The sequence below is a fragment of the Actinotalea sp. JY-7885 genome, from assembly GCF_014525465.1.
Lineage (GTDB): Bacteria > Actinomycetota > Actinomycetes > Actinomycetales > Cellulomonadaceae > Actinotalea.
The window spans coordinates 1-8,233 of sequence record NZ_JACEXH010000148.1 but is presented as its reverse complement, the minus strand read 5'-3'; the positions used below and the strand labels follow the sequence as shown (position 1 = coordinate 8,233).

Sequence of the window (8,233 nt, the reverse complement as noted above, 5' to 3'; positions counted from 1 at the left end):
CGCGCGTGGCCGAGCGCCTCGGCGCCCGGGGCCGGGGCGCGGTCGGCCCGCTCGCGGCGTGGGAGGTCGGCCGCCGCTCGACCCGCGCGACCGCGGCCGTCCTGCTGCTGACGCTCGCGCTCGCGGTCGGCACCTTCTCCCAGACCTTCCTCGCGACGTGGCGGCAGTCGCAGCTGGACCAGGCGCAGCTCGCGACCGCGGCGGCCGTCGTCGTGCAGGACGCGGACCCCACGAGCGCCCAGGCGACCGCGCTGTCGGCGCCGGACGTCACGGACGCCGTGCCGCAGCCCACCGCGCGCCGCGACGCCGAGCTGGCGCCCGCCGACGTCGTCACCTACGACGGCGTGCCCGACGGTCGCCCCGTGCGGCTGCTCGCGCTCACCGCGGAGAGCCGCGCGATGCTCGACCGCGGGCGCATGGGCCGCGTGTCCGGGACGGACATCGCCGCGCTGGAGGTCGACCTGCCCTCGGCGACCGGCCTGGCCCTGCCCGACGACGCGCGCGGGCTCTCGGCGGTCGTCCGCGTCGGCGACGCGACGGAGCCCGTGCCGGTGGTGGCGCTCGTGCGGGCCGTCGTCGAGGACGCGGGCGGGCTCCTGAGCACCGTCTCCCTGGGCTCCGTGCCGTTCGACGGCACCGACCACCGGCTCGACGCCCTGCTCCCGGCCGGCCTGCGCACGCCGGCGCAGGTGGTGGGGTGGCAGACGAGCCTGCTGGTCGTCGACCAGGAGGCCGCCGAGGAGATGCTGTCCCTCGAGCTGCGCGCGGTGCTCTCGCTCGCGGAGATCTCGGCCCTCCTCCCCGACCCGGCCGCGCCCCCGGCCGACGCGCCGGCCGACGACGCGGACGCCGCGGCGGCGCAGCCGCCCGGCGGTGCGCCCGACCTCGCGACCCTCGGGCTCCTCCGCGCCCCCCTCGACGTGCCCGCCGAGACCGACTGGACCGTGCTCGGCGTCAGCATCGATGCGGTGCCGACGGAGCCCCTGCCGGGCACCCAGGTCGCGGTGCGCGTGAACGGCCTGCTCGTGGACCTCCTCCTGGCGGGCGTCGCGACGGTCACGCAGACCGTGTGGGACCCGGTCGGGAGCCTGCCGGTCGTGCTCTCCTCCGGGCTCGCCGAGAACCTGCGCGCGCAGCCGGGGACGGGCTTGCAGCTGGTCCTGGACACCACCGTCGTCCGGGTGGTCGTGGCGGACGTCGTGCCGCGCGTGCCGACCCTCGTGCGCGAGGAGAGCGTGGTCGTGGACCACACCCAGCTGGCGCGCGCGATCGCGCAGGCGGGCGGCGCCCGCACCCCCGTCGACGAGTGGTGGCTCGACGTCGCGCCAGACGACGTGCCCGCCTACCTCGCCGGCCTGCCGGCCCTGCCCGACGGCGAGCCCGGCGCCCGGCGTGCGACAGCGCAGGTCGAGGTCACCGACGCGATGCTCCAGCACCCGCTGCGCGTCGCGACGCAGGCGGCGCTCTGGCTCGTCACGGGCGCCGCGGCGGCACTCGCCGCCGTCGGCTTCGCGGTGCACGCCACGGTCTCGCTGCGGTCGCGGTCGGTCGAGTTCGCGCAGCTGCGGGCGATCGGCCTCACCCGGGGGCGGCTGACCGGCGTCGTGGCGCTCGAGTCGCTCCTCCTCGGGACCCTCGGCGCCGGGTTCGGCATCGCCCTCGGGACGCTGCTCGGGCACCTGGTCGGTCCCCTCGTCGCGGTGTCCGCGACGGGCACCCGGCCCGTGCCCACCGTGCTCGTCGAGGTCCCGTGGGGCCAGGTCGCGCTGCTCGCCCTGGAGGTCGTCGCGGTCCTCGCCGTCGTGGTGCTGGTCGTCGCGCGCACCCAGCGGTCCGCCGACCCGGCCGGTGTCATGCGGCTGGGGGACGAGCGATGAGCGACCGTCACTCCGCGAGCCCGCGGTCGACGCTCGCGCGCCGCGCGCGCTCCGTCACCGGCTCGGGCCTGCTCCTCGCCCGGCGACGCGCCCGCGAGGACGTGTGGCTGCTGCTCGCCCTGGTCGGATTCGTCGCCCTCAGCGCCGTGCTGGCGGTCTCGGGCCCCCGCACGGTCACGTCCACGATCGACGGCGGGGTGCAGGACGCCGTCCGGGGCGCCGGCCCCTCGGCCACGCTCGCCTTCGAGACGGTGGTCGGTCGGCCGAGCGCGACGACGACGCCCACGGTGACCTCCGCGCAGGGCTTCGCGGAGTTCGCCGAGGCCCTGCCGGCGCTCCTCCCGCCCGCCCTCGGGACGGTGGCCGGGGACACCACGGCGACCCTGGTCGGACCACCCACGCCGCTGCTCGCGCGCGACGACGTGCTGGACCGCGCGACCGACGCCGACGGCCAGGTGGAGCTCCGCGTCGCCGCCCTGCCGCGGGACGCGGCGGGGACGGTCGGCCTCGACCTCGTCGCCGGCGCCCTGCCGGGCGACGGGGGCGGCGACGAGCTGGCGCCGGTCGAGGTGGTCGTCTCGACCGCGGTGGCCGAGCGCCTCGGGCTCGGCGTCGGCACCCGCGTCGCGGTCGCCGCCCCGAAGGGCGCGGTCGTGGTGGACGGCCGGCCGGCGTCCGAGCTCGTCGTCGTCGGCCTCGTCGCGCCCGCGGACGCGACGGCACCCGCCTGGGAGGCCGTGCCCGAGGTCTGGGAGCCCACGCACCGCGAGGCCCGCTCCGACCGCGCCGCCTTCAGCCGTGCGACGGTGCTCGCGGCTCCCGCGGGCGTGAGCCGGGTCCTGGACGCCGGCGCCCTCTTCACGGGCACCGCGCGCTTCGAGGTCGTCCCGGAGGCGTTCACGGTCCCTCTCGCCGAGGACGTCGTGGAGGCGATCGCGGACGTGCGCGCCGACGGGTCGGGGCTCTCCGGGTCCGGCGGCGTCTCGGTCACGGTGCGCACCGCGCTCGACGACGTGCTGGCCGCGTACCCGCCCCAGGCCCGCGCGGCGCTCGCGCAGATGTCCGTCATGACCTGGGGGGTCGTGGGCGTCGCGGCCGTCGTGCTCGTGCTGCTCGCGCGGCTCCTGGTCGTGCGGCGCGGCGGCGTGCTGCGGCTCGAGCGCGCTCGGGGCGCGTCGGCGGCCGCCGTGTGCCTGCGGCTCCTGGCCGAGGCGCTGGTCCTCACGGGCCTGGGCGTCGCGCTGGGCCTGGGTGCGGCATGGCTCCTCACCCCCGGGCGGCCCACCGACCTCGCGCCGCTCGTCGTCGTCGCCGTCGTCTCGCTGCTGGCCGGACCGGTCCAGGCGGCGTGGCTCGTGCGCCGCGCGTGGACCGGACGCCGCGAGCCGGCGAACCGCCAGGATCGCGCCCAGCTCGCCAAGCGCCGTCGCGTGCGCCGCGTCGTCGCCGAGGGCGCCGTGGTGGTGCTCGCCGGGGCGGCGGTGGTCTCCCTGCGCGGGCGCGGCCTGCTCCAGGAGGACTCGGCGGGCGCCGACCCGTTCCTGGCCGCGGGCCCCGTGCTCGTCGCCGTCGCGGTGACGCTGCTGGTGCTGCGGGTCTACCCGTGGCCCGTGCGCGCGGCCGCGACGCTCGGCGGGCGCACGCGCGGCGTCCTGGGCGTCCTCGGCGCGGTCCGGGCGCAGCGCGCCGTCGCGCCGCTGCCGCTGCTGGCCCTCACCCTCGGCATCGGCATCGCGATCGCCGGCGGCCTCCTGCTCGGCACGGTGCGCGGCGGCCAGGTCGAGGCGTCGTGGGACCGGGTCGGCGCGGACGTGCGCGTCGACGGGCGCGAGGTCGCCGTCCCGCTCGACCAGGTGACGCGGGTGCGTGCCGAGGCCGGTACCACCGGCGACGGGCCGACGGTCGCGTCGGCGGAGGTCACGTCCGGCGCCTCCCTGTCGCTGGGGACCAGCTCCGCCGCGGTCACCGTCCTGGCGGTCGACGAGGGCTACCCGGACCTCCTGCTCGCGCTGCAGGCCGCACGCGGGCAGGACGACCCGGCGGCGCTGGACGTCGCGCGGTCGCAGGCCGCCGCGCTGCGCGACCTGCGCGGGTCGGCCAGCACGGCGGGTCGCGTGCCGGTGCTCGTCAGCCCGGAGCTGGCCGAGCGCGTCGTCGGCGACGACACCGCGCTGTACGTCGGCGCGTCCTACGTCACGGTCGAGGTGGTCGGCACGATCGTCGGCGCCACCGAGGGCTACCTCGCGGGCCCGTACGTGTACGCCGACCTCGAGGCCGTCGCGGCGCACGCCGAGCTCGCCCCCACGGCGGACACGGTGTGGTTCGTCGGCGAGGGCTCGGCGCAGGCGGCGACCGCGCTGGACGTGCCGCCCGAGACCGTCCAGCAGCGGGCCCAGTGGCTCGAGGCCCGGCGCGACGGGGCGCTGCTCGCGGGCGTCGAGCGGCTCATGGCCTACGCGGTCGCGGCGATCGCCGTGCTCGGCGTGGTCGCCCTCGTCGCGACGGTGCTCGCCGGGGCGCGCGAGCGCGGGCGTGCGCTCGCGATGCTGCGCACGCTGGGCATGCGCCCCCGCCTGGGCTGGTGGCTCGCGCTCGCCGAGCTCGCCCCCGTCGTGGTGGCGGCCCTCGTCGGCGGGACGCTCTCCGCCGTCACCATCGTGCTGGTGCTCGCGCCGGCGCTCGGGCTCGACGTCCTGTCCGGTGGCGTGCGCGCCCCCGACCCGGCCGTCGACCCACAGGTCATCATGGGCGTCGCGGCAGCCGCGGCCGTCCTGCTCCTCGTCGCGGTGCTGGCCGAGGTCCTGGCCCACCGTCGCGATCGGCTCAGCGAGGTCCTCAGAGTGGGAGACACGGCATGACGACACCGATCGAGACCCCGCCCGCGACGCGGCGCGGCAGCCGCGCCGGACGCGACCAACGCGGCGACGAGGCGCGCGGTGACGAGGCGCCCGAGCCCGCGGGCCGGTCCCACCGCGAGTACGGCGCGGACGCGCTCATCGTGTGCGACAACCTCGTGCGCATCTACCAGGTCGAGCAGATCGAGGTGCAGGCCCTGCAGGGGCTCGACCTCCTCGTCGACCCGGGCGAGATGATCGCGATCGTCGGCGCGTCCGGCTCGGGCAAGTCGACGCTGCTCAACGTGCTGTCGGGGCTGGACGTCCCGACGGCGGGCCGGGCGCGCGTGGCGGGCTGGGACCTGCTGCGCATGTCCGCGGCCGACCGCCTCACGTACCGCCGCAGCGTCGTCGGGTTCGTCTGGCAGCAGACGTCCCGCAACCTCCTGCCCTACCTCACGGCCGCGGAGAACGTCGCGCTGCCGATGGCGTTCTCGGGGGCTCGTGCGCCCGCCCGGCGCCGGCGCACGAGCCAGCTGCTCGAGGCCCTCGGGATGGGCGCCAAGGCGGACCGCCGCCCGGGCGAGCTCTCGGGTGGCGAGCAGCAGCGCGTCGCGATCGCCGTCGCGCTGGCCAACCGGCCGCAGGTGCTCTTCGCGGACGAGCCCACCGGCGAGCTCGACTCCGCGACCGGCGAGGACGTCTTCGCCGCGCTGCGCTCGGCCAACACGGACCTGGGGGCGACGGTGGTCATCGTGACGCACGACTCCGGGGTCTCGACGCAGGTGCAGCGCACCGTCGCGATCCGCGACGGCCGGACGGCGTCGGAGGTCGTGCGGCGCACCGAGGTCGACGAGCACGGCGCGTCCGAGGTCATCGCCGAGGAGTACGCCGTGCTCGACCGGGTCGGCCGCCTGCAGCTCCCGGCGGAGTACCGCAGCACCCTGGGGCTGCGGGACCGGGTCCGCCTCGAGCTCGAGCCGGACCACGTCGGGATCTGGCCGGACGCGACGCGCCCGGCACCGCGCCGCGGCGCGCCCGCACCGACCGAGGAGGACCCGCGATGAGCACCGCGCCGCAGACCCGAGGCACCGCCGCCGCCGCCGACGGGGCACCCATGGTCGTCGTCGAGGCCCTCAGCCGCACCTACCGCTCCTCGGGCAGCGAGGTGCACGCGCTGCGGGACGTCGGCTTCGAGGTCGACCGCGGCCAGCTCGTGGCGCTCGTCGGACGCTCCGGCTCGGGCAAGACGACCCTGCTGAACTGCGTGGGCGGGCTGGACCGGCCGACGTCGGGCCGCGTCGTGGTCGACGGCACCGAGGTGAGCGCGATCGACGAGCGCGCGCGCACCGCCCTGCGCCGGGACCGGCTCGCGTTCGTGTTCCAGACCTTCGGCCTGGTGCCGATGCTCTCCGCGGCCGAGAACGTCGGCCTGCCCATGCGCCTGAAGAAGGCGCCGACGGCGGAGCGCGAGGCGCGCGTCGCGCACCTGCTCGAGCTCGTGGGCCTGACGCGCCACGCGGCGCAGCGCCCCTCCGAGCTGTCCGGCGGCCAGCAGCAGCGCGTCGCCATCGCCCGGGCGCTGGCGAACTCGCCGCGCCTGCTCATCGCGGACGAGCCGACGGGTCAGCTCGACGCCGAGACCGGGGCGACCGTCATGGCCCTGCTGCAGTCCGTGGTCCGCGCCGAGGGCATGACGGCGATCGTCTCGACGCACGACCAGACGCTCCAGGCGCTGGCGGACCGCACGCTGCGGCTCGCCGACGGGCGCCTGGTGGCGGAGGGCTGAGGCGGCTCAGCCCCGGGCGAGCCGCAGGGGGCCGCGGCGGACCCGCCGCGCGTCCTCGGTGTGCAGGGCGTCGCTGATGTCGCGGGCCCAGCGCGCGACCTCCGGCCACACGCGGAAGTCGCCGGCCTGCGCGCGCACGAGCGAGACGACGGCGCGCTCGGCCAGCGTCAGGCAGCCGTGGTCCAGGCGCCCGGCGAAGGTCCGGTGGCCCCGCGCGGCGAGCCGCGTGAGCAGCGAGGGCACCTCCTCCGGGTCGTCGCTCGGCACGGGCTGGCGCCCGACCGGACCCGAGGAGAAGAGCCACACCGGGCGGTCCGAGTACGTGGCCGCGAGGCGGTCGACCAGCGCGCGTGCCGACGCGGACCAGCGCCCGACGTACACGGACGAGCCGAGCACGACCGCGTCGTAGCCCGACGGGTCCTCGACCTCGTCCGGGTCGCGCACGTCGACGCGGTGCCCGCCGCTCCTCAGCTCGTCGGCGATCGCCTCGGCGATCTCGCGCGTGGAGCCGTGCCGTGAGGCCACGGCGACCAGGACCTGCATCGGGACCACCTCCTCGGGGGTCGTGTGGCTCTCAGCCTCCCTCCCGCGGCGGGCGTGCGCCTGGGTCGCAGGTCCCGCAGACTTGCCGCCATGACCACGCCAGACATCCCCACCATCGACCTGCGCACACCCCTCGGCGCGATCCCCGTCCCCCTGCTCGGGCTGGGGACGTGGCAGTCGGAGGGTGATGACGCCTACCGCGCCGTCCGGCACGCGCTCGACGTCGGCTACCGCCACGTCGACACCGCCACCGCCTACGGCAACGAGGACCAGGTGGGCCGCGCGCTCGCCGACTCCTCGGTCGACCGCGACCAGGTCTTCGTCACCACCAAGCTGCCGCCCGACGCCGCCGGCCGCGAGCGCGAGACGCTCGAGCAGAGCCTGCGCCTGCTCGGCACGGACCACGTGGACCTGTGGCTCGTGCACTGGCCGCCGAACAAGCAGGCCACGCCCAGCACCTGGCAGGCGTTCCGCGAGCTGCGGGACGAGGGCAAGGTCCGGGCGATCGGCGTGAGCAACTACTCGCTCGCGCAGATCGACGAGCTGATCGACGCGACCGGCGAGGCCCCCTCGATCAACCAGATCCCGTGGAGCCCGTCCGACCACGACCCGATGACGGTCTCGGGCCACGCGCAGCGGGGCGTCGCGCTCGAGGGCTACAGCCCGTTCAAGCGGACCGACGCCGAGAACCCGGTGCTGGTCGAGATCGCCGAGGCGCGCGGCGCCACCGTGCACCAGGTGATCCTCGCCTGGCACCTGCATCACCGCGTCGTCGTGATCCCGAAGTCGGTCACCCCCGAGCGCATCGAGGCGAACCTCGCCGGCGCCGGCGTCGCGCTGAGCGACGAGGAGGTCGCGCGCATCGACGCGTTGGACGCGACGGACTGACCGGGCGACACCGCACCGGGGACGCACGCCGACGTGCGTCCCCGGTGGACCGTCGCGCTGACCGGTTCGACACCGCGCGCACCCGCCGGTGAGACTGCAGGCGTGCTCGCCCGACTCGCCGCCCTGCCCCGACGGACCCAGCTCGCGGCGGTCGCGGCCCTGGCGTGCGTGCTGGCCCTGGTCGTCACGCTCGTCGTCGTGCAGGTCCGCGCGGGCCACGCGCGCGACGACCGTGCCGCTGCGGCGGCGGCGCTCGCGGCGGAGGAGCGCGCCGCCGAGGAGGCGGCACGCGAGGCGGCGGA

General features: G+C 77.3%; 7 protein-coding genes. 6 read left to right on the top strand and 1 reads right to left on the bottom strand.

What is annotated here, in order from left to right:
• The 4 genes from IDM29_RS12740 to IDM29_RS12725 form a co-directional block, all read left to right on the top strand.
• Positions 1 to 1,877: ABC transporter permease (locus tag IDM29_RS12740; RefSeq protein ID WP_188037590.1), on the top strand; the 1,877-nt coding region annotated here is incomplete at its 5' end.
• Positions 1,874 to 4,735 carry an FtsX-like permease family protein gene (locus IDM29_RS12735; RefSeq protein WP_182111792.1) on the top strand — a complete coding sequence of 954 codons (2,862 nt, stop codon included), beginning with the start codon at positions 1,874 to 1,876 and terminating at the stop codon, positions 4,733 to 4,735. The genes IDM29_RS12740 and IDM29_RS12735, both read left to right, overlap by 4 nt.
• Positions 4,732 to 5,778, top strand: coding sequence for an ABC transporter ATP-binding protein (locus IDM29_RS12730; protein WP_182111793.1), 1,047 nt, complete (start codon positions 4,732 to 4,734; stop codon positions 5,776 to 5,778). Before IDM29_RS12735 ends, IDM29_RS12730 begins: the two co-directional genes overlap by 4 nt.
• Entirely contained in the window at positions 5,775 to 6,500 is a 726-nt protein-coding gene (locus IDM29_RS12725) for an ABC transporter ATP-binding protein (protein ID WP_220457958.1), read from the top strand. Before IDM29_RS12730 ends, IDM29_RS12725 begins: the two co-directional genes overlap by 4 nt.
• 6 nt (positions 6,501 to 6,506) lie before the next feature.
• Here the strand turns inward: IDM29_RS12725 and IDM29_RS12720 are convergent, their stop codons facing one another.
• Complete coding sequence (locus IDM29_RS12720) at positions 6,507 to 7,043, bottom strand: flavodoxin domain-containing protein (RefSeq protein ID WP_182111794.1); 537 nt, start codon at positions 7,041 to 7,043, stop codon at positions 6,507 to 6,509.
• A 90-nt stretch (positions 7,044 to 7,133) separates the two neighbouring features.
• Between IDM29_RS12720 and IDM29_RS12715 the strand changes: the two genes are divergently transcribed.
• On the top strand, positions 7,134 to 7,931 hold the full coding sequence (locus tag IDM29_RS12715) for an aldo/keto reductase (protein WP_182111795.1): 798 nt from the start codon (positions 7,134 to 7,136) through the stop codon (positions 7,929 to 7,931).
• Positions 7,932 to 8,033: 102 nt separating this feature from the next.
• Positions 8,034 to 8,233: hypothetical protein (locus IDM29_RS12710; protein ID WP_188037589.1), on the top strand; the 200-nt coding region annotated here is incomplete at its 3' end.